The organism is Dyadobacter chenhuakuii, assembly GCF_023821985.2.
In the GTDB taxonomy this organism is placed as follows: domain Bacteria; phylum Bacteroidota; class Bacteroidia; order Cytophagales; family Spirosomataceae; genus Dyadobacter; species Dyadobacter chenhuakuii.
In genome coordinates, this window is record NZ_CP098805.1 from 4,048,069 (window position 1) to 4,069,488 (window position 21,420).

Annotated in this window: 21 protein-coding genes; 13 read left to right on the forward strand and 8 right to left on the reverse strand. The window is 46.0% G+C overall.

Going from position 1 to position 21,420, the window contains the following annotated elements; genetic code table 11:
* The first annotated feature begins 164 nt into the window (after positions 1 to 164).
* Both NFI80_RS16670 and NFI80_RS16675 read left to right on the forward strand, forming a co-directional pair.
* A complete protein-coding gene (locus tag NFI80_RS16670; RefSeq protein ID WP_235165292.1) occupies positions 165 to 983 on the forward strand; it encodes a lysophospholipid acyltransferase family protein in 819 nt (272 codons plus the stop codon).
* Positions 984 to 1,037: 54 nt separating this feature from the next.
* Positions 1,038 to 1,952, forward strand: a complete 915-nt coding sequence (locus NFI80_RS16675; RefSeq protein ID WP_235165293.1) for a TIGR01777 family oxidoreductase — start codon at positions 1,038 to 1,040, stop codon at positions 1,950 to 1,952.
* Positions 1,953 to 1,968: 16 nt separating this feature from the next.
* On the opposite strand, the gene NFI80_RS16680 is transcribed toward NFI80_RS16675, so the two are convergent.
* Positions 1,969 to 3,450, reverse strand: a complete 1,482-nt coding sequence (locus NFI80_RS16680; RefSeq protein ID WP_235165294.1) for a M61 family metallopeptidase — start codon at positions 3,448 to 3,450, stop codon at positions 1,969 to 1,971.
* 108 nt (positions 3,451 to 3,558) lie between these two features.
* Between NFI80_RS16680 and NFI80_RS16685 the strand changes: the two genes are divergently transcribed.
* The 9 genes from NFI80_RS16685 to accC all read left to right on the forward strand — a co-directional run bounded on the left by NFI80_RS16685 (position 3,559) and on the right by accC (position 10,549).
* Positions 3,559 to 4,215 (forward strand): hypothetical protein, encoded by a 657-nt coding sequence (locus NFI80_RS16685; RefSeq protein WP_235165295.1) that lies wholly within the window; start codon positions 3,559 to 3,561, stop codon positions 4,213 to 4,215.
* 121 nt (positions 4,216 to 4,336) lie between these two features.
* On the forward strand, positions 4,337 to 4,969 hold the full coding sequence (locus NFI80_RS16690) for an acetyltransferase (RefSeq protein ID WP_235161291.1): 633 nt from the start codon (positions 4,337 to 4,339) through the stop codon (positions 4,967 to 4,969).
* A 73-nt stretch (positions 4,970 to 5,042) separates the two neighbouring features.
* The gene (locus tag NFI80_RS16695; protein WP_235165296.1) at positions 5,043 to 5,594 is read left to right on the forward strand and encodes a YceD family protein; all 552 of its coding nucleotides are present in this window, start codon (positions 5,043 to 5,045) and stop codon (positions 5,592 to 5,594) included.
* A gap of 112 nt (positions 5,595 to 5,706) precedes the next feature.
* A complete protein-coding gene (gene rpmF, locus NFI80_RS16700; RefSeq protein ID WP_084439466.1) occupies positions 5,707 to 5,901 on the forward strand; it encodes a 50S ribosomal protein L32 in 195 nt (64 codons plus the stop codon).
* A 132-nt stretch (positions 5,902 to 6,033) separates the two neighbouring features.
* Entirely contained in the window at positions 6,034 to 6,972 is a 939-nt protein-coding gene (gene plsX, locus NFI80_RS16705; RefSeq protein ID WP_235161289.1) for a phosphate acyltransferase PlsX, read from the forward strand.
* Positions 6,973 to 7,060: 88 nt separating this feature from the next.
* On the forward strand, positions 7,061 to 8,056 hold the full coding sequence (locus tag NFI80_RS16710; protein ID WP_233794911.1) for a beta-ketoacyl-ACP synthase III: 996 nt from the start codon (positions 7,061 to 7,063) through the stop codon (positions 8,054 to 8,056).
* Positions 8,057 to 8,083: 27 nt separating this feature from the next.
* Complete coding sequence (gene efp, locus NFI80_RS16715; RefSeq protein ID WP_026629313.1) at positions 8,084 to 8,650, forward strand: elongation factor P; 567 nt, start codon at positions 8,084 to 8,086, stop codon at positions 8,648 to 8,650.
* A gap of 37 nt (positions 8,651 to 8,687) precedes the next feature.
* A complete protein-coding gene (gene accB, locus NFI80_RS16720) occupies positions 8,688 to 9,170 on the forward strand; it encodes an acetyl-CoA carboxylase biotin carboxyl carrier protein (protein ID WP_235161288.1) in 483 nt (160 codons plus the stop codon).
* 35 nt (positions 9,171 to 9,205) lie between these two features.
* Entirely contained in the window at positions 9,206 to 10,549 is a 1,344-nt protein-coding gene (gene accC / locus NFI80_RS16725) for an acetyl-CoA carboxylase biotin carboxylase subunit (protein ID WP_026629315.1), read from the forward strand.
* Between the two features lie 83 nt (positions 10,550 to 10,632).
* Here accC and NFI80_RS16730 read toward each other — a convergent pair whose 3' ends face one another.
* The 4 genes from NFI80_RS16730 to NFI80_RS16745 form a co-directional block, all read right to left on the reverse strand.
* Positions 10,633 to 11,004, reverse strand: coding sequence for a DUF5618 family protein (locus tag NFI80_RS16730; RefSeq protein WP_235165297.1), 372 nt, complete (start codon positions 11,002 to 11,004; stop codon positions 10,633 to 10,635).
* A gap of 72 nt (positions 11,005 to 11,076) precedes the next feature.
* Positions 11,077 to 12,384, reverse strand: a complete 1,308-nt coding sequence (locus NFI80_RS16735) for a Gfo/Idh/MocA family oxidoreductase (RefSeq protein ID WP_235165298.1) — start codon at positions 12,382 to 12,384, stop codon at positions 11,077 to 11,079.
* A gap of 128 nt (positions 12,385 to 12,512) precedes the next feature.
* On the reverse strand, positions 12,513 to 13,835 hold the full coding sequence (locus tag NFI80_RS16740) for an Nramp family divalent metal transporter (protein WP_235165299.1): 1,323 nt from the start codon (positions 13,833 to 13,835) through the stop codon (positions 12,513 to 12,515).
* A 78-nt stretch (positions 13,836 to 13,913) separates the two neighbouring features.
* Complete coding sequence (locus NFI80_RS16745) at positions 13,914 to 15,374, reverse strand: BCNT domain-containing protein (RefSeq protein ID WP_026629320.1); 1,461 nt, start codon at positions 15,372 to 15,374, stop codon at positions 13,914 to 13,916.
* Between the two features lie 149 nt (positions 15,375 to 15,523).
* Here NFI80_RS16745 and NFI80_RS16750 point away from each other — a divergent pair, with 149 nt between their 5' ends.
* Complete coding sequence (locus NFI80_RS16750) at positions 15,524 to 15,925, forward strand: gamma-glutamylcyclotransferase family protein (protein ID WP_235165300.1); 402 nt, start codon at positions 15,524 to 15,526, stop codon at positions 15,923 to 15,925.
* Here NFI80_RS16750 and NFI80_RS16755 read toward each other — a convergent pair.
* Positions 15,909 to 16,682: a type III pantothenate kinase gene (locus tag NFI80_RS16755; protein WP_233794903.1), complete on the reverse strand. Its 774-nt coding sequence runs from the start codon at positions 16,680 to 16,682 to the stop codon at positions 15,909 to 15,911. The genes NFI80_RS16750 and NFI80_RS16755 overlap by 17 nt on opposite strands.
* An 86-nt stretch (positions 16,683 to 16,768) precedes the next feature.
* Here NFI80_RS16755 and NFI80_RS16760 point away from each other — a divergent pair, with 86 nt between their 5' ends.
* A complete protein-coding gene (locus tag NFI80_RS16760) occupies positions 16,769 to 19,945 on the forward strand; it encodes a glycoside hydrolase family 2 TIM barrel-domain containing protein (RefSeq protein WP_235165301.1) in 3,177 nt (1,058 codons plus the stop codon).
* Between the two features lie 4 nt (positions 19,946 to 19,949).
* Here NFI80_RS16760 and NFI80_RS16765 read toward each other — a convergent pair whose 3' ends face one another.
* The gene (locus NFI80_RS16765) at positions 19,950 to 20,504 is read right to left on the reverse strand and encodes a YceI family protein (protein WP_254414154.1); all 555 of its coding nucleotides are present in this window, start codon (positions 20,502 to 20,504) and stop codon (positions 19,950 to 19,952) included.
* A 19-nt stretch (positions 20,505 to 20,523) separates the two neighbouring features.
* The gene (locus NFI80_RS16770; RefSeq protein ID WP_235165303.1) at positions 20,524 to 21,411 is read right to left on the reverse strand and encodes a DUF5777 family beta-barrel protein; all 888 of its coding nucleotides are present in this window, start codon (positions 21,409 to 21,411) and stop codon (positions 20,524 to 20,526) included.
* Positions 21,412 to 21,420: the final 9 nt, after the last annotated feature.

A 21,420-nucleotide genomic window follows, 5' to 3' on the forward strand; every position in this document is an offset into this window, starting at 1 on the left:
GAAAGAATCATGCCAATGTTTTACGGCAAAAAAACCGGATGCAGTGCAAACTAAATATATTTTATATTAACTGTGCTAATTATCTAAATTACGCCAAATTGGTACAAAATTTTCATTGAGGCAGACGCCGGTTCAGCAAGGACAACTGAAATTACATTTACACTATGCATCCGAAAAAAAGTACTTTCAGCCTGTTGCCTGCGTGGTTGGTGCGATTTGACTTTATGGGTATTTTCGAGCAGGATCCTTTCGGCAACTATCTGATTTTCAAGCGTATCATTATCTTCATCATCGGATGGTTTACCTATTACAGATATACGGCTGTCAATAAAATAGAAATAACCGGCAGCGACCAGCTTATCGAACTTCCGGATAACGGGGTGCTTTTCCTATCCAACCACCAAACTTACTTTGCAGACGTAATTGCTTTTTACCATATTTTTTGTGCAACCAAGTGGGGCTACAAAGACACCATTTCACCTCCGTTCTACTTGTTTTCTCCCCGTGCAAGATGCTATTACGTAGCCGCTTCAGAGACCATGAAAGAAGGGATTTTACCCAAATTATTCAGCATAGGCGGCGCAATCACCATTGAACGTTCCTGGCGTGCCAATGGTGAGAATGTAAAAAGGCAGCTGGATAATGATGCTCAGGATAAGATCGGAATGGGACTGAAGCACGGCTGGGTCGTGAGTTTTCCGCAGGGAACCACGAAGCCTTATGCACCTGTTCGAAAAGGAACGGCACATTTGATCAAAGACCACCAACCCATTGTAATTCCCGTTGTTATCAATGGTTTCAGAAGGGCTTTTGATAAAAAAGGTCTACGGTTTAAGAAAAGAAACACGAAGCTAACCGTACATTTCAAAGCACCGATGCACTTTTTGCCCGATGAATCGCTTGAAAGCATGATTGAGCGTGTCACGAAAGCCATCGAGCAGGAAGCGCCAAAGGAGGGACCGACAGCAATTCCCGCAGCCTGACATCCGAAAACGAATTCACCACGTAAGTAAAGTTTCCACATTCATATTAGCTTAATGAAAGGCAAAAAAGTACTGATTACCGGAGGAACAGGCCTGATTGGCAAAAGGCTGACCCAGCTTCTGCTCGCTAAGGGTTACGAAGTAGCGTATTTGAGCCGGAAGAAGACTAATATTCCTTCGGTGCAGGTTTATGAATGGGATGTCGACAAAGGTTATATAGAAGAAAACGCGCTTGAAAACACGGATTACCTCATCCATCTCGCAGGTGCGGGGGTAGCGGACGAGCGCTGGACAGAGGAGCGAAAAAAAGTGATCATTACCAGCCGCACGGAAACGATTGGATTGATTCAGAAAAAATTAAAAGAAAAGAACATTCGTCCTACTGCATTCATTTCGGCGTCGGGAAGCAGCTATTATGGCGAAGATACGGGCGACGTCCGAAACACCGAAAACACGCCTCCCAACAATGATTTCCTCTCACATGTGACCATTGTTTGGGAAAAAGCAGCCGACGACATTGCGGCGTTAGGCATCAGGACTGTAAAACTCCGGACCGGAATTGTGCTAAGCAACGAAGGCGGCGCGATCCCAAGAATGGCTGCTCCGGCCAAATTAGGCTTCGGTGCGCCATTAGGCTCCGGAAAACAATGGGTTTCGTGGATCCATATCGATGACATTTGCCAAATGTATATCGACGCCATGGAAAAAGAATCCTGGGAAGGCGCTTACAATGCAATTGCCAGCCATCCTGTTACTAATGAGGAGCTTACCAAACAGATCTGCATTGCCTTAGGTAAGCCTCAGTGGCTGCCCAATGTGCCCGCATTTGGCTTGAAGCTCGCTTTCGGTGAAATGGCAAGTGTTGTGCTGGGAAGCAGTTATCTTGTCAATGAAAGAATTGCAAAGGAAACAGACTTCCAATATCAATACGACGACCTCGGTAAGGCGCTCAGGGAGATTTTAAAATGACATTCGGCAGACGAGATTACTCTTCCTCCTCTTCGAGCTCATCCTGCGTTAACGGCTCTACGGTTTCAAGCCATTTGTCGCGCTGCAATTTGGCTTTGAAGTTGTCCATAACATTTAACTGAATGTTGCCATTACTGAATGTGGACATTTGTAAACCTACAAAAGCAAGCGCTTCGTTTAACCTCGTTTCGAGCGGCGTGCTGGTGAAAATGCAGTCATTCCAATACCATTCAAGCGATTCGCCCGCTACCTCTTCCACTATATCAATGTAATCTTGCAGGGTATATCCAATAAAAGGTTTACCAAAACGCGTCCACAGCAGCTGCATAACGGTATCAAGCGACTGTTCGTGATTGGTTTTTTTCCTTAAATAAAGATCCAGGATAAGCGCCGCCAGGGCTCCTTTGTGGTAAACGGATACTTTCCGGTTCGGGATCCCTTTTTCATAGCCGTCCAGCCAAAGGTCAAAAGACGAGTCTGCCAGTGACTGCGTGGCGTGCGCGCTGCTTTCGAAATGCCTTTTCATGTAAACCTGCAACTCCTTAATGTAAGTTTCTTCCGTAAACACGTCAGCGCGTTTCAGAAAAAGATCTCCATAGTAAGTGGTGCAGCCTTCTGCTACAAAACAAGTCCTGAAATAGTTTTCTTTGGTAAAATCATAAGGCAGCAATTCCGCCGGGCGGATGCGTATAATGTTCCAGGCGTGAAACAACTCATGCGAACTCACGCCCAACAGATCCGAATAAAGCCCTTCACCCTCATCATCCGGCCCGAGCACGATCATGGTTGAGTTGTGATGCTCCACGCCGTGGTAAAATGCCGTAGGCAGGATAAGGTTCAGGAAATGATAGTCGTTTTCGGGAAACTCACCCATTGTAATGATCTGCTCACGGGAAAAGCGACGAAAGTCGCGGACAATTCTCCGCCAGTTTGGCTGCAAGTTCCCATGCATCCAGATGTTGAATTCCACGCCGCGGGCCTGGTAATGCCGTTTTTGCAAACTTTCGGAAGCCAGCAACGGGCTGTCAACCAATTGATAAAAATCCTTTGCCTTTAAAACATTTCCCTCGGCCGGTAATCCGCACGCGATCTGGTAACCTTCCGGCAAATCCAGATGAACTGTGTAAGCTTCGCCAATGCGGCCTTCGGTATACATGCAGAAATTGATGAAATTGAGATACCACAATTCCTCGTCCACATAACTGCTGCCCGCATTTTGAATGGCTGCATAGAATGTGTAGCGAATCCTGACCTCTTTTTCACCAGCCGTTGCAACCTGCCAGCGGTCTTTCGTTACTTTATGGATAGGGAGTTTCTGATCGGTGGCTGAAATCGCTTCAATAAATTGAATATTTTTGGCGAAATTCTGTATTTCGTACCGTCCGGGTCTCCACGCAGGCAACTGAATTTCGATGATATCGGCATCTATTTCAGGAATTGTGTAAATAATGTTGATTAAATGAGACTGCGGGTCAGATACGTAAATATTATAATGCATAGATACAGAAAGGTAATTTGAGGAGTGGGTAGCACTAGTTTAGGCGTAAACCAAAATCCAGGATTTCTACGTTACCAGTTACAATGTTATAAAATAAACGATTTTAAGATGAAAAGTAAAATCCTCCTCCTATGCGCGGTCCTGATTGGTATTTTAATCAGTCCGGCATTAATGGCTCAAGATGATGAATATTACCGACCAGACTCGCTGCGGAAAGACAATGTTGAAGAAGCAGAAAAACCTCCCGTTGAACGAAGGGAACTGGTTGAGAAAAAGCCGTTGGCTGAATTTAAAGACCGTCCGTTCGTAGACAGGCTAAGATTAGGCGGAAGTTTCGGCCTGAGCCTGGGAACGGTAACCAACATTAACCTCTCTCCCATGGCGGGTTATGAACTTACAGAAAAGCTGGTTGGCGGCGTCGGGGTTACGGGGATGTATTATAAATCACGTTACTTTGGTTTTAATGAATTCTATTATGGAGGACGGGGATTCTTAATGTATTCTATCTTTCCAATGGTCAATGTGATTGCGGAGCTTGAAGGGATGAATGTAGAAGTTGATACTTTCAAAAAATACGATGCGCGTAAGTGGATTGCTTCGCCAATGTTAGGAGCATCATATTCGCAGCCATTGGGAGCTCGATTCATCAAAGCGGTCCATTTTACAGCCCTTTATAATTTTAATTATAACAATCAACTGGATGACTACGGCAATAATATATCGCCTTATGGCAGTCCATTTGTGTTTCGGATCACTTTCCTTTAATGATTTAGATTTTTATTATATATAATGTATACGGAACCACTGTGTCACCGCAGTGGTTTGATTTTTTACCACTAATATGACAGTTTGCTATCAGGCACGCTACATTTAAATAACCTATTCTATGGAAAATCCCGTTTTGATTTTTGGTGCCGGCGACTTGGGCGTTCAGGCATTGGATATATTTAAAAGAAATAATGTGCTCGTTTACGGATTGCTGGACGATCATAAGGAGCTGCACGGCAAGGAATTTGGCGATGTGAGTGTGCTGGGGAATACGGACGACACCGGGTTTCTGAGCATTCTCGGCAGTAAATGCGAAGCATTTGTAGCCATTGGTGAGCGCTCCGTGCGCGAACGGCTCGTGGAAACGCTAACAGAAGAATACAAAACAATGCCGATCAATGCAATCCACGACAGCGCATTGATCTCCGAGATGGCCACAATCGGCCATGGTAACCTCATCGGTGCCCGCGTTACGGTTGGTGCAAAGTCAAAAATCGGGCAACATTGCCTGGTGCAGACGGCTGCGGTGGTGGACACCTGGGTTCAGGTTGGTGATTACGTAACGATCGGTGCAGGCGCTATCATTAATGACCGCGTGAAAATCGGGGATGGCGTTTTTATCGGTTCGGGAGCAATTATTGTGGCTGGGATAGAGATAGGCAAGAATGCGCGGATCGGTGCAGGCTCGGTTGTGGTTGAAAATGTGCCGGCAAAAGCCACTTATTTCGGCAATCCGGCACGCAAGATCTAAGGCCAATAAAATGCGGCCATAGTTTTTTTATTAAATCGAATACATTACCTTTGCAGTCCTTTTGACAGAAAAAGTGAAAGAGCTAAGTAAATACAACATAGACATTTACGGTTTGGAAGACAAACAGTATGCCTATGAAATGGAGTCGGGAGATGCATTTTTCCAGGAACTTGAACAGGATCTGATCGAGTTTGGCCATTTCAAAACGCATGTTGTGCTCAACAAATCGGCCACTATGATCCAGCTTAATTTTCACACAGTAGGAAGCGTTACGCTGACTTGTGACAGAAGCCTGGAACCATTTGAAGAGCCCATTGACCAGGATGATCGCATTATTTTAAAGTTTGGCGATCATAACGAGGAACTGACGGACGAGATCGAGATCATCAACCGCAATACGACCAGGATCAATGTAGCACGCTACATTTTTGACTTCATCGCATTAGCGCTCCCTGTCAAAAAGATCCATCCGGACCTGCGCGGCGAGGAAGAGGAAATTGATCCGTTAGATGAAGCCGAAGGTATTCTGGTCTATTCATCGGAAACCGCGGAAAGTGAAGAAACAGAAGAAGAAGAAAAAATAGATCCCCGCTGGGAAGCATTAAAAAAGCTGAAGGGCGAATAACAATACCCCGCATACCAATACCCGTCGGTTGAAACCGCCGGAAATTTATAATGACCGCCGGTTTCAACCGACGGATAAAACCAAAAACAAAACATACAGAAAATAAAGCATCATGGCACATCCTAAGCGGAGACATTCCACAAGCCGTCGCGATTCGCGCAGAGCACATGATTTCCTTACAGGAAAACAATTAGGCACTGATTCTTCGACAGGAGAAATTCACCAATTCCACCGTGCACACGTTCACGAAGGCAACTTGGTTTATAGAGGTAAAGTTGTAGTTGAGAACTATTCTAAAACAGTCTAGTTTCAGTCGATGAGTATATCAATTTCGCAGCAGCCGTATAAAAGTTGTTGCGAAATTCTTTTTTACTACGGCACATCTGCTAAATTTACACCTTCGATTTCTAACTTATTAGTCTAAAATAACAGCGTGTAAATGAAAATTGCGGTAGATGCCATGGGGGGAGATTTAGCTCCACAGGCAATTGTTGAAGGGGTTATTCAGGCCGCTTCTGAACTACCATCCGAGGCGCGAATCGTTTTAATTGGCCGTGAAAGTGTAATTTGGGACATATTCAACCAGCACAATTTCACTCCTGATAATGTTGACGTCGTTCACGCAGAAGATGTTATTGAGATGGGGGAACATCCAACAAAAGCCCTTTCTCAAAAACCGAATTCCAGCATCGGGATCGGTTTCAAACTTCTGAAAGAAAAAGAAGTCGACATATTCTGTAGTGCCGGTAACACGGGGGCTATGCACGTAGGAGCGCTTTTTAGCATTAAGGCGATCGAAGGAATTATAAGACCAGCTATTGCAGGATTTGTGCCACAGGTTGACGGCAGCTATTCGATTATGCTGGATATTGGCGCTAATGCCGACTGCAAGCCAGAAGTGCTTGCGCAATTTGGAGAGATAGGCTCTATTTTTGCCCAATATACTTTTCAGATAGACAAGCCAAGAGTAGCCCTGATGAACATTGGGGAGGAAGAACAAAAAGGTTCTCTTACAACTCAGGCCACTTATCCCCTGCTCAAACAAAACAAACGAATCAATTTTATAGGAAATATTGAGGGTAAAGATCTCTTTACCAATAAAGCCGATGTAATCGTAACGGATGGCTTTACAGGCAATGTCTTATTTAAATTGGGCGAATCATTCTATGAAATTTCCAAGCAACGGGGTTTCAGCGATGAATTCGTAGATCAAACAAATTACGAATCCATTGGCGGAAGCTCGATCATTGGTGTGAATGGCAATGTCATGATCGCTCATGGCATATCATCGCCGATAGCAATAAAAAATATGCTCGGCTGGGCATATAAACAGGTCAAGTCAAAAGCATATTTGCATATTGCGCAGGCATTGAATTAATTTCCATTGCTGACAACCACGAAATGAATAAATTGATTCTGTTCTTTTTTACAAAAACCTATTCGGATTTTGAATAGTTAAATTTATCATGACCCATATAAAAGCCTCTATAACAGGAATACAAGGGTATGTACCTGATTATATTTTGACAAATGCCGAACTTGAAACCATGGTGGCGACAAATGACGAGTGGATCGTCAGCCGCACCGGCATCAAAGAAAGGCATATCCTCAAAGGCGAAGGTTTAGGAAGTTCTCATATGGGTGCCGAAGCTGTAAAAGGATTGCTTGCCAAAACCAACACCCTTCCCAGCGAAATTGACCTCCTGATCTGCGCCACAACAACCCCCGACTTCATTTTTCCCTGCACTGCCAATCTTATTTGTGATATGGTAGGGATCAAAAACGTCGGAAGCTTTGACATTCAGGCGGCTTGTTCAGGCTTTGTTTATGCACTTACCCTTGGCTCACAGTTTATTGAGACAGGAAAATATAAAAAGATCATTATCGTAGGCGCAGATAAAATGTCTGCGATCGTAGATTACACCGACCGGAAAACATGTATTCTTTTTGGCGATGGCGCAGGCGCTGTTTTGCTTGAACCAGATACAGAAGGAAACGGCATCATTGATTCTATTATCAAATCCGACGGTGCAGGTTATCCTTACCTGAACCAAAAAGCAGGAGGAAGCCGCTATCCGCCCACGCACGAAACCGTAGATGCGCGTTTGCATCACGTATATCAGGATGGTGCTCAGGTATTTAAGTTTGCTGTGACCAATATGGCTGATATTTCGGCCGAGATCATGGAGAAAAATGGCCTTAGCGGGGATGATGTAGCCTGGCTGGTTCCGCATCAGGCAAACAGGCGCATTATTGAAGCAACGGCGCACCGCATGGGTGTGGGAATGGATAAAGTAATGGTGAACATCCAGAAATATGGAAATACCACCTCCGCAACCATTCCACTATGTCTTTGGGATTATGAATCGCAATTAAAAAAGGGTGATAATCTCGTTCTGGCTGCCTTTGGAGGCGGATTTACGTGGGGCTCCATTTATCTGAAGTGGGCCTACGGCGAATAAAATATTAATACTAATTTTTGAATTAAAATGGCAACTACCGCAGATTTGCGTAACGGATTAGTGATCAACTTCAATCACGATCTTTTTCAAGTAATTGAATTTCAGCATGTAAAACCTGGAAAGGGCAATGCATTTGTTCGTACCAAGCTGAAAAGCCTTACTTCGGGCAAAGTTTTGGATAACACATTCTCCTCCGGCGCAGGCATAATTCCGGTTCGTGTGGAGAGACATAAATTTCAGTTTCTGTACAAGGATGAAATGGGTTTCAATTTCATGAATGCAGAAACATTCGATCAGGTTTCGATCGATGAAAAACTGATCACCAATGCTGATTTAATGAAAGAAGGTCAGGAAGTTGAGATCCTGATCAACACAGAAACTGACGCTGCGCTGCTTTGCGAATTGCCTCCGTTTGTCGAGCTTTTGGTAACTTATTCTGAGCCAGGCTTAAAAGGTGATACGGCGAACTCTCCCAAGAAAGCGATCGAGGTGGAAACCGGTGCGAGGATCATGGTTCCTTTATTCATTGAAGAAGGCCAGAAAATTAAAGTTGACACGCGCACGTACGATTACGTAGAAAGAGTAAAAGCATAGCTCAACGATCATCACCCACAGTTTTAATTTTGACTAAATGGAAACCAAAGAAATCCAAAAATTGATTGACTTCATTGCCCAGTCGGGACTTGATGAAGTGAACATTGAAACGACCGATTTGAAAATAAAGGTGAAGCGCTACGGTTCTGCACCAACGGCATCATTATCTTCGTCACAAGCGGCACCAGCGCCCTCATATGCACCGGTTACGCCTACTACGGCCGTTACGCATTCCGCACCTGCTGAGCCAGCGGTTTCCTCAGAATCAGCATCTTCCAATCTGATCACTATAAAATCGCCAATGATTGGCACATTCTATCGTGCTTCAAGCCCTGAAACACCTGCTTTCGCTAACATCGGCGACGAAATTAAGCCGGGTAAAGTGGTTTGTGTGATCGAAGCAATGAAGCTTTTCAACGAAATAGAATCTGAGATCTCAGGAAAAATTGTAAAAGTATTGGTTGAAAACGCCACTCCGGTTGAATTTGACCAGCCTTTATTCCTAGTTGAGCCTATATAAGGCAATGGACGATCTATAAAACTTAATTGATTTTCATGTTTAAAAAGATACTCATTGCCAACCGGGGCGAGATCGCCTTGCGTGTTATCAGGACCTGTCGTGAAATGGGCATCAAAACGGTTGCTGTGTATTCCACAGCCGATCGTGATAGTCTTCACGTTCGCTTTGCAGATGAAGCCGTTTGTATCGGTCCGCCGCCAAGCCGTCAGTCCTATCTGAGCATTCAAAATATCATTTCAGCCGCCGAAGTTACGGGCGCAGACGCCATCCATCCTGGTTATGGATTTTTGTCTGAAAATGCTGAATTCTCTCAAATATGTGCCGATTACGGCATTAAATTCATTGGTGCAACTGCCGCCCAGATCAACGGGATGGGTGATAAAGCCACTGCGAAAGCAACCATGATCGCTGCCGGTGTTCCGGTTGTTCCGGGTTCGGAAGGACTTTTGGAATCGGTGGAACAGGGTAAAATGCTGGCAGAAGGCATTGGTTATCCGGTAATCGTAAAGGCAACTGCCGGTGGCGGTGGCCGCGGCATGCGGATCATTAACAAGCCCGATGAATTTGAAAAGGCATGGAATGATGCCCGCACAGAGTCAGCAGCAGCATTTGGTAACGACGGTTTATATCTCGAAAAATTTGTAGAAGAGCCGCGCCACATTGAAATTCAGATCATTGGAGATCAGTTTGGTAAGGTTTGCCACTTGTCGGAACGCGATTGCTCTATCCAGCGTCGTCACCAGAAACTGGTTGAAGAAACGCCTTCTCCGATCATTACGGATGAACTTCGGGAAAGAATGGGTGCAGCCGCCATCAAAGGTGCGCAGGCCATTGGTTACGAAGGAGCAGGAACCATTGAATTCCTGGTAGACAAGCACGGTGAGTTCTTCTTTATGGAAATGAACACCCGAATTCAGGTTGAGCACCCTATTACTGAGGAAGTTACTGATTTTGACCTGATTAAGGAGCAAATCAAAGTAGCAGCAGGTGAGCCGATTTCAGGCGTCAACTACACGCCAAAGCTTTTCGCTATGGAATGCCGCATTAATGCAGAAGATCCCGCGAACAATTTCCGCCCTGCACCAGGCAAGATCACCAATCTGCATTTCCCAGGCGGTCACGGTGTTCGGATCGACAGCCACGTTTACAGCGGCTACACCATTCCACCAAATTACGATTCCATGATCGCCAAACTGATCGTCAGCGGCCAGTCACGCGAAGAAGTAATCACACGTATGAAGCGTGCATTACAGGAATTCGTCATCGAAGGAATTAAAACCACGATCCCCTTCCATATTAAACTCATGGACGATCCCGGCTTCAAATCCGGAAACTTCACAACGAAATATTTGGAGACGTTTGATTTTTCGACTTTGTAGAGAGAACATATAAAACAGAAGGTGGCTGCTAGTTCGCACTGGCAGCCATTTTTGTTTTCTGAATAATCTTAATGCAGGATTGTTTAATTTAAAATAGCAAGCATCTTCCTCGTAGCGTCCAGCCCTTCCTTAATCGTCCTTACTGAAGGCGTTCCGTGATAGTAACCTGCCAGATGAAGCGTGTCGTACGCCTCATTCAAATAGGAAAGCAATGTCTTGTTATACTTTCTAAGCCTGTTGCGGTAATCTTCAATGCTTTTGGGTTTCACAAATTTTGCACCCTCTCGTTTCTTCAAATACTCATCCGCAATCATGAGTGCAGCGTTATAAGCCGTCCCAGATGCCATCTGAACATATTTAATGTCTTTGTACTCACTCCCATCCTTTTGTGCCTTCGTGCCAAGGATCTCTTTTGCATTGTTTAGATACCTGTCAATTTCTGGATATGCATTCATGTGTGTAATGTTAAATAACTCAAAGGTAATAAAATAGCCCGGACAAAGTCCTGGCCATTCGTCAGGCTTAGTCTAAACCCCCCCAGGCAACGAATAAGGTGCCCGATACTTCCTGGTCAAATACTTATTCGCATCATCGTCATTTATAAACTTTTCCGTCTTGGGGTCGAAGGTTAATGCTCTTCCGGTTCGGTAGGCGATGTTGCCCAGGTGGGCCAGGCCGGAGGAAAGGTGGGCGGTTTCTACGGGGCCGTTCAGGATCTTTGGGTCTTTGGCTACCACGGCGTCGATGAAGTTTTTGTAATGGTCGCCACCAGCTTTGCGCGTTGGGCCGGGTTTCTTTTCTTTGCCCAGGAATGTTTCGTAGAAATCGTAACCTTTTACGACCATATAGCCTTCGGAACCATAGAAAATGTTGCCGATCCCTGTGCCGCCTTCGTCGTTCGTCATCCAGGGACGTACTTCAAATTCAATGATCTTTTTCTCTTTGGGATATACAAATGATGACGTCAGCACTTCGGGCGTTTCCTTGGCATCGTTCCACAGAAATTTGCCGCCGGATGAAGTGATTTTCTCAGGAAAACTGTCCACGCCCAGGCCCCACATGCACATATCCGTTTCGTGAATGCCTTGATTTCCAATGTCTCCATTGCCATAGTTCCAATGCCAGTGCCAATCGTAATGCACGTAATTTTTGGAGAATGGCTTCATTTCCGCTGGTCCGGTCCAGAGGTCGTAATTGAGTCCTGCGGGGATGGGTTCGGTGCCTTTGTCACCAATATCTGGGCGCCATTTGTAGACCAAACCTCTTGCCATGTAAACATTGCCTATTAATCCTTCGCGCAAATGTTTCACAGCTTCCTGCAATGCTTCGGAACTGCGTAACTGAACGCCGTGCTGCACAACCCGTTTGTATTTATGCGCAGCCTCAACCAGCTTCCGTCCTTCGGCAAGATTATGAGAACCGGGCTTTTCCACATACACATCCTTGCCTGCCTGACAAGCCCATATCGCTGCCAGTGCATGCCAGTGATTGGGTGTTGCAATGCTGACGGCGTCAATGGTTTTGTCCTCAAAAACCTTACGGAGATCATTTTCCATCTTCACCTTCTTCCCTGTCTTTTCCTCAAATTCCTTCGCTCTTTTTTGAAGAATGTTGTTATCCGGATCACATAATGTGGCTACTTCTACATTGCTGAGGTTATTAAAACCGCTGATATGGCTTTGCCCACGCCCGTTCACACCCAGGACTGCCACCCGCACGCGGTCGTTGGCGCCGAAAGCACTGGCCGGAATGATGGACGGAATCGAAAGCGCAACGGCGGCTCCGGTAGAATTTTTGATAAAATCCCGGCGTGAAACTTCATTTTCTTTACTCATATTCGGAAGATCAGGATAGTAATGGGACGAAACTGAATGGTAAGATTATATAAATGAGACGATTATTCGCAAACGCTCCCTTAGCAACATTTGCTAAATAATACTATAATTTTGTCATTTTGTACTATTCAAAAAATCTTGATAACGCCATATCCGCTCACTGTTAATATGGAAATGACGCTTATCCAGAAGAAAATGTCATAGATTAATGTGGGTTTCAGGGAGGCAGGCAGCTCTTTGAAGCGAAAAACTAGCGAAACATAAACGATTAAAAGTAACAGGATCGAAGTGGCGATTCCGCCCAGGATGACCATGAGAACCGGCGATTGAATAAATAGAAAAAGTATGCACCACGCCGCAGGTAAAATCCAGGACAAGATTGCAATGCTTTTTCGCTGGTTCTCAGCAGAATCAAATTTCATCCAGCCTAATGCGCCGAACGCATCGCCCCAAACCCTGGCCCAACTTGCGGTTGCGGTGAAAAGCGTAGAGTAGAGCACAAAAAATGCACCGACCAAAAAGAGGTTTTTAGCCCATGGGCCGAGCGTTTCAGTAAAAATGCGTGATAGCACTTCAATCATTTCATAACCTTCCGGAACAGCCCCACCGCTGTGCAAAACCGCTGCGCCCAACAAGTAGAATGCTGCCGTCACCACTGTGTAAACGACCATCGACAGCACCGCATCCAGATACATGACATTAAACCAGCCTTTTGCACGCTCGGTCCACGCCGGGGTTCCGTCATTAGGGCCGGTGTAAGCGGCGTAACCTTTTTCAATACACCAATAATTGTAATACATGATCTCATCGCCACCTACGCCCGTGATGCCGAATGCGCCGAATGCGATCGCTACCAAACTGGTTGGTAAGGAAAATTGAAGTCCGGATTTGACCTGTTCCCAGTGAATGGCATATTTAGTGCCCTGCAACAAGATCAGCGACATCAGAATGACGGCTGTAAAAAGAATGATCATCACCAATGAGCCCTTTTCAACAAGTCCGTACTGGCCGCGATAAACGAGAAAAGAAGTGATTAATACAGAAAATATAGCCCAAACATTGACAGGAATAGCCGGCCACGCCATGTTCAAGACAATAGCAACCCCGCCCACGATCCCGCCGACCTGCAATAATTTCAATCCCTGCAAAGAAAGCCATAACCAGATGCTCCAATGTGCTCTCCCCCACTTCCGGCCAGGCAGCTGATTGAAATTATGCATCATGAACGTGCCTGTATAAATAGCATTTTTGCCAAATTCCAGCTGCAACGCAACTTTCACCAAACAGCTTACAATAATGACCCAGAAAGTGATAAAACCTGCCTTAGCGCCCAGCGCAGTGGTGGCAATGAGCTCGCCCGAGCCTACTATTGCTGCGGAAAGGATGAAACCGGGGCCCAGATATTTGAGTCTTCCCGTAAATGTGGAAGGAGGAGAAAGAATCCTGCTCATCTTGAAGCTTTCTTCTGAAAAGCAACACGACGAGCAGGACTACTTTTATTTTGTTTATTGAATGATTAATACGACAAATCAAAGATTACCGACGGCCTGGTGGATCTGTTTGACAGTGTCCTCATAATTATCCTCATTAGGCAATCCGAATAAGGATTTCTCCTTAATGATCTTGGCAACATTCTCAGGCACAAGCTTTTCCCAGCCTGGCTCGCCTCTTTTGATCTTTTCAAGCACACTATCGGTCGTAATGTGCATATGCTCCTTGTTGTAGTTCACAATGTCCTCGATCTTGTCATTAATGACCAGATATTGAAATAATGGCCTCAAATGATCCGGAACAACAAAGTTGGCACAGCTGTAAACCGAGCCGTCGGGCTGTAATGTGGGATAAATGAAAAGCTTCACCTTCCTGCTGAACAGCGTCGCGAAGGATTCCAAAATGCCTCCGGGAAGCGATTGATAATGTTTTTCTTCAAAAATATCCTGCAAACTCGGGCTTCCCAGCAAAAGGCCGGCTTTGAGCTTGGTAAGGCGGGAAAGATAGGCGACCAACCGATAATATTCGTGGTGATTGGAGATCATTACCATGTGCCCCAGCGAACAAAGAATGTCCACACGATCCAGAAAATCCTTTTCGTCAATGTCGCGGTCGCCGCTTTTGAGGTTATGCAATGTAAGCTCAGAAATGAGGACAACTTTCGATTCATCCACATCCTCCTCATCCAGAAACTGCTTCTGACCATTGCTGATCAGGTCGACGTGCACATTGGTAATGGGCCTTAACCGGCCGCGCATCATCAGAATGTGCTTTTTATACAATGCTTCCGAAGGCTGCAAAACACCGCCATCACTGCCAAACAATGCTGCATCTGTAAAACCGTTTTTGACAAGCCTGAGACTCATTAACCGATTATCCACTTTCGAAAAATCCGGCCCGCTGAAACGCACCATATCGATCTCAATGCGATCCGTTGTAAGATCGTCCATTAAGGATAGTAACAGCGTTTCAGGAGATTTGTAATAGAAAAAACAGCCATACATGAGGTTAACGCCGATAATTCCCAAAGCCTGCTGTTGCAGGACATTCTCGTCATCGCGCATCCGCACGTGGATCACCACATAATTTGTCGGGCCCATGGGCGAGAGTTGAAACTGCAACCCGATCCAGCCGTGCGACTCATTGGTTTTCTGAAAATTAAGGGCAACAACGGTGTTGGCGAATGCAAAAAACTGGCTTTCCTCACCGCGTTTTTCTGAAAGACGTTTCTCAACAAGATTGTATTCACGGTTCAGCATCTTCATCAGGCGGGATTCCACCACATACCGGCCGCCTTCCTCTGTTCCATATATTGCATCACTGAAAGTCATATCGTAAGCAGACATGGTCTTTGCCACTGTTCCCGATGCCCCGCCTGCCTTAAAAAAGTAAGCAGCTGTTTCCTGACCTGCCCCAATTTCTGCAAAAGACCCATAAATCCTGCGATCCAGGTTGATCCTTAACGCTTTTTGTTTTGTACCAAGGTTCTTTTCGTACATAAACGTATATTAGTAAGTTGAAAAGCAATATGTGTAAATATAAGAAAAATACAGTTAACAGTCGATTATGGCTAACTGACTTGACTTACTAAAAAGGAAAAGTTCTATAATTTATTGTACTTGCCGCTGGCTAATGTTAATGCATCGCTATGGATCCGCACGCTACTTATCTGTTCACATATGGCACCCTGCAGGGTTTTGACAATCCGTTTGCCGGACGGCTTCGCGAAAATGCGGTGTATGAAGGCAGGGGATATTTTTCAGGATTACTCTATCTCATTTCCTGGTATCCGGGAGCTGTTTTTGATAAAAATGCTTCCTCAAAAGTGCACGGAGAAATATACAGGCTAACTGCGCCGGAAGCATTGTTTGTGGAACTGGATGATTATGAGGATGTTTTTGAAGATGAAAAAAACAGCCTGTATCTGCGAAAAACTATTTCAATCACCACAGAAAATGAAGCAAGCCTTGATTGCTGGGTATATCTTTACAACCAATCCGTGGCTGGACTGCCTTTAATTGAAGACGGTCGCTTTAAGCACTCGGTCTGAGGCGCTCGCCAATGATACGGAGTCCGTCCAATGTTAAGTTACTGTCAATTTCTACGAACTCTTCTTGCAAGGTCTCAATAATAGACGAAAGTCCTCCGGTGGCAACGGCAATGCATTCACCACCCATTTCCTGCCTGATCCTTTGCAGAAGCGACTTTACAAGTCCTTCATAACCCAGTAATATGCCCGCCTGAATGGCTTCTGTTGTATTTTTTCCAATGGCCGTTTTGGGTAAAACCAGTGGTACTTCCGGTAATTGTGCGGTGTTGGCAAAAAGCGCTTTCACCGCTGTCATAAGTCCTGGCAGGATTGCTACACCCAGTATTTTCCGGTCTTTCGAAACCGTCGTGAATGTTAATGCTGTCCCAAAATCGACAACCACGCAATTTTCCTGGTAACGCGTCATTACGGCCACTGAATTGGCGATGAGGTCAGCGCCAATTTCGTGCGGATGGTTGATGGCAATGGATAGGTCGGGATAAATGTCCGGGCCGACGACAATGACGTCATCACCGAACATGGAGCGCAGCACTTTCTGGATAATGGGCGTCATAGCAGGCACAACGCTGCTAAGCACCACCGTATCCACATCACCGAACCATAGCCCCGCTTCGAGGAAATGCAGCCTTAACCTGGATTCATAATGGGATTCATTTTCATTCACCAGCGAACGCATCCGCCAGATATATTCCCAGTCATCCGATTGGTAAAGCCCAAAAACAGTGTCGGTGTTACCAACGTCAACGGCTAGAAGCATAGCAAAGAATTTACAATTGCAGACAAATTAAAGGCATTAATCTATAATTTTAGCAAAAAATATATACCACACCCTACCAAAGTTATATGCACCGCTTTTACCGTTACTGGCTTGGCTTACTGACTGCTTTTCTGCTTTTCAATACATTCCAATCCCACGCACAAGCCGTCCCGGAATGGCAGGACCCGCAGGTTTTCGGCGTCAATACGGAAAAACCACGCGCTGATTTCATTCCTTACCCTGACGAAAAGAGTGCGCTGCTAATGGATAAAAAAGCGTCTTCGGCACGCTCGCTGAACGGCACCTGGAAATTCAGATGGGCATCGCATCCTTCCAAAGCCATTCCCAATTTTTTTGATCCCAATATGCAGGATGCGGGCTGGGACAACATTCCCGTCCCGTCCAACTGGCAGGTGACTGGAGCGCGTGAAGGCCGCAAATACGACGCTCCGGTCTCGAATAACAAACTAGCTTTTAAAGCCACGCCGCCGCGGATCAATGCAGATACGAACGCGGTGGGCATGTACAGGACCACATTTACGGTTTCGGACGACATTAAAAGCAAGGAAATATTTTTACAATTCGCCGGCGTGCAGTCGGCATGCTACGTATGGCTGAATGGTGTTGCCGTTGGTTACCACGAGGACGGCATGACGCCTTTTGAATTCGATATCACCGAAGATGTGAAATCAGGACTCAATCACTTGGCGGTCCAGGTAATCAATTGGTCGGACGGGAGTTATCTCGAAAAACAGGACCAATGGCGGTTAGCGGGCATTTTCAGGGATGTAAATTTGCTTGTGCGCCCAAAAGTGATTCTGAGCGATTTTTCTGTCAGAACGCTTTTGGATGCGAATCAGGAACATGCAACATTGAAACTCAGCGCTTTTGTAAAAAATTACACGGAACAGGCCGTTCACGCACACCAGGTTTTATTCACTTTATACGATGCGAACAAATCAGTAGTCGTAACGCCGGTCAGTCAAATGGTAGGCACGCTCGATCCCGCAAAAGAAGGCGCGGTGCGGGTTGATATTCCTATTCCAAATCCTGTAAAATGGACTGCGGAAACGCCTTATTTGTACACATTGTCGGTTCAGCTGATGAATTCCGACGGAAAAGTGATTGAAGCCACAAGCCAGCCCGTCGGTTTCAGGGAAGTGAAGATTAAGAATGGGCAGTTGGTTGTAAATGGGAAAGTAATTACGGTGAAGGGCGTCAACAGGCAGGAATTTGATGCAGAAAGCGGCCAGGCGATCACGCGCGAAACGATGATCAAGGACATTACCTTGATGAAACAACACAACATCAATGCAGTAAGGACTTCACATTATCCCAATGCTTCCCAGTGGTACGAACTCTGCGACCAATACGGGCTTTATGTCATTGACGAAGCCAACCTGGATGGCCAAGGCATTTCGGGTGCAAACATGATCCTGGCCGATATGCCGCAATGGCGTTCGGCATTTCTGGCGCGGGGAAAAGCAATGATCGAGCGGGATAAGAACCATCCTTCGGTAATCGTATGGTCACTTGGAAATGAATCTGAAAAGGGCAAGAATTTCAAGGATATGGCCGATTACATTCATCTCGCCGACCCTACGCGGCCCATTGACAGGCATCCGGTGAAGCAAATCCACTTCGCTTCCAATTGGGTCAGCAAGGCCTTAGCGCTCAAAAAACCTGACGGGACGTCCTACTGGGAATTTGCCAATGCGATCGACAGCACCCAAGCAGGCGACGGCCTCATCAATCCTGACCGTGTGCCGCAACCTCAGCTCATTGAGATTAAAAAGGTTTATCAATACGTAAAATTTGAATCGCCCGACACCATGCGCACGGGCGAAAAAACGGTCAGTCTTCTTAATAACTACGATTTTCTACCATTAAATGTCTTGGAACTGGCCTGGTCTGTTCAGGAAAATGGTAAGATCATCGGAAAGCCCGGCGTGATCAGCAATCTTAATGCAGCTTCAAAACAGCGCCAGCAGGTTTCAATCCCTTACGAGTTGCCGGCAGTGCAAAAACCTGGCGCCGAGTATTTTCTTAACATTAGCATACGCCTCAAAGATGGCACTTCCTGGGCGCCAAAAGGACACGAAGTTGCGTGGCATCAGATCGCGCTCATCAAATCCCAGGAAGCTGCACCTGCCCTAAGTCTTTACAATGAAAGGCCTTTGCGCGTAGCACAGATCAGCTCGGCGCGCGTTGCGATTACGGGACAAGATTTTGCTGTGACTTTTGATAAAAAAGAAGGAATTATTTCTTTCAAAAATAAGCGGGAAGAAATGCTGCAAGCTGGCCCATATGCCAGTTTCTGGCGTGTCCCCACGCATCAGGACGAAGCGGGTGGCGCAAAAAGTTACGCGGCACAATGGCGCGAAGCCGGGCTCGATACGCTGGAAGTTTCCGATTCTGAAATCAAAACACAGCGCCTGACTTCAACAGTTTACAGGGTAACCATAACAAGAACATTCAAAAGCAAAACGGGCGACGTGGATATGACCAACGAGTTTATCGTTTATGCAACGGGTGATATTTATGTCAAAAATACATTCAGCCCAACCGGCCAGTGGCCGTCCATGGCGAAAGTAGGAACGCAGTTCCGGATGCTAGCCACATTTAACAAAACGCAATGGTATGGCAATGGCCCGCACGCAACATATGCAGACCAGAGAACGAGCGGCAGGATCGGGATTTATGGCGGGAGCGTTGCTGATCAGCATTTCGCGCATTTAACGCCTCAGGAGAATGGAAACAAAACCAATGTTCGCTGGGCCGCGGTTACCAATGCGGAGGGAATCGGCTTACTGGCGGTAAGTGATTCTGTTTTTAATTTTAACGTACATGACTATACGGATCAGCAGTTACTGGCATCGAAAAAGCGGGGCGCAACACTTACACGGGGTTTGGAAACAGTCGTAAACATTGACCTAGCACAAATGGGGCTTGGCGGAGGCGACAGCGCTTCACAAATGCATTCACCGTATCTACTTCCTGCGAAAAATTACAGTTATGCTTTTCGGTTAAAGCCCATTGACAACACTTCCAACATTGAGCAGATCGCTTCTTACACATTGCCTTATACAGGTCAGGAATCCGGTTCAAATCTCGCCACTAACACGGTAAGTGATTCCGATGTGGAAGAAGAAGTTGCAGAGGAGGAAGCCACTGAGCCTGTTGCCAAGCCCGTTGTACGAAAAGCTCCGGTCAGGAAAAAGCCTGCTTATAAACGTAAATCTTCGCGAAGGCGCCGTAGGTAAATCCTCATTTCGCAGTCAGCACATATTGCGCCTTTACACTGATTACCTGGGCTATTTTCACAAAAACGACCTGTGGGACTTCAATTTTGTGATCGGTTAGCGGCACTTCAAAATCAGAGTTGATCGTAATCTTCCCGCTTTCGATCTTCATCTTACCTTTAATGGTGCGCTCTTTGGTGACGCCATGTACGGTGAATTTGCCTGTCGCCGAAACATCGTACTGGCCGTCTTTGGTGTAATCAGGCGCATTATCCACCTTTCCGCTGAATGTTGCCGTCGGATATTTTTCCGATTCGATGTAGTTCTCGTTGAAATGTTCCTGCATGAGTTTATTGGGAAAAACAAATTCCCGCATGTTCATGCGTATCGCAATTTCATTGTTGGCCGTGTTGAGGATAACCTGGCTTTTCTTGTTCTCTGCATTCACATTTTCGAGCGGGGTTACCGAAGAGAATTTTGTATTTCCGGTCGAGGTTCCAAACTTCCCCTGCGCCAGAAGCGGCCCGGAAGGCAAAGCAGAGGCGAGCACGGTTACGAAAACCATGGCTGATAGATGCATTTTCATAGGTTGTTTTCGGTCAGTTGGCTACCTTCTTGTTCTTCTTGTCAAAACTGAATGTGCGGGAAATGTTAAACCCGTAGTGAATGTCACCCTTGCCCCAGGTGCCGGTCGTTTCCCCGATAAACTGCTTCTCGATCATACCCAGCGAATTGGTAAAATGCAATTGAAAAACGTGCCCGCCGGTCTCAATGTCAACCCCGAACGACATGGAATCATAATAGGGAGCAGTAACGGTGTTTTTCTCCCGTGCTGTGTAAAAATACTCCCCGTTCAATGATACACGTTTGGATAGCTTGAACCGTCCCCCGACGCCAAGCGCCAGCAGCACTTTTTCATCACCAAAAACCTCGGGCTTGTTGCGGTGCAGGAATGTAGGCGAAAGCTGCAGGGAAAGCCTTTCTCCAAATTTACGCGCTATAAGCACCTGGGCTGAATAATATAGTTTGTCCTGAAATTCAAGTTCCTTGTTAACCGTAGCAACTCCGGTTCCACCGAAAAGCGTTACAGAAACGGGAATATTGCGGGCACCATCGCTTTGTTTCAGCACTTTTAGTTTACCAAAAAAATCATACACTTTCTGCGAAGTGCTCCTCCCTACGCCGATCATGAAATCGTCCGTCACACCGTATTCAAAACCCATCCGCATCGTCGCCTGGTCCAGTCCGAAAAACTGGTAAGCGCCCGAATTGAGCCGCCCGAAACGGTGCGAGATACGAAAGTCCAGATGCTTCTTTTTCATCGTTTCAATGGAATGTCCATTGACGACGCGCGTGGATTTGAATGTGGCAGAAACGGGCACGGTAACCATGCTATCCTGCTTGGATAGTTCACTGAGCAGGTCATCCTGGGCATAGAGAACCGTTGTTGAACAGGTCAACATCATCATTAGGCGGAGTAATTTCATTGTTTTGGG